This window comes from Rhodococcus sp. MT28 (assembly GCF_058792695.1).
This window is the reverse complement of record NZ_JBXAFD010000085.1, coordinates 1-539: the sequence shown is the minus strand read 5'-3', so window position 1 is coordinate 539 and position 539 is coordinate 1. Positions and strand designations below refer to the sequence as shown.

Annotated in this window: 1 pseudogene; it reads right to left on the bottom strand. The window is 62.0% G+C overall.

The features are described 5' to 3' along the window. Positions 1–479: pseudogene (locus tag AC1Q6C_RS33740) on the bottom strand (cation:proton antiporter); the annotation flags it as partial. Positions 480–539: the final 60 nt, after the last annotated feature.

The following is a 539-nucleotide window of genomic DNA, read 5'->3' as shown; positions in this document are numbered from 1 at the left end:
CCGTCGTTGTAACCACTTTCGACGTTGAGGATACGTCGTACGCGTGCAGGAATTCGACGATCGTGCAGCAACTGCGCAGCCGGTGCGAGATCGGTCGGCACGACGACGCACGCGATGACGACCAGCACCGCGAGAGATGTCGCCGGCAAGAGGAAGATGCCCAACGCCACGGCACTCAGCACGGACAAAGGAAGGGCAATGAGGAGCAATCGTGCTGCGACGGCCGGCTCACCACCGAACAATCCCTTCTTCACCTCGGTGGCGTCCACGAACAACAGCAGCGCGAGAATCAACTCAACCGCACGCTCGGTGGACTGCGCGTACAGCAGGTTGGTGAGGTCTTCGTCCATCAGCGCCGAAACCCCGATCCCGGCGATCACCATCGCCAAGGGGCCCGCGAGCCGCAATCGAGCGATCAACCCTGAGGTCACGGTGACGATCACACCGACAAACAGCCCGGCCACGATGAAAATGCTCACCAATCAACCCTTTTCGTGCCGTGGCCGAAGCTGCACCGGGAATGTTCCGCACCGCCGCGG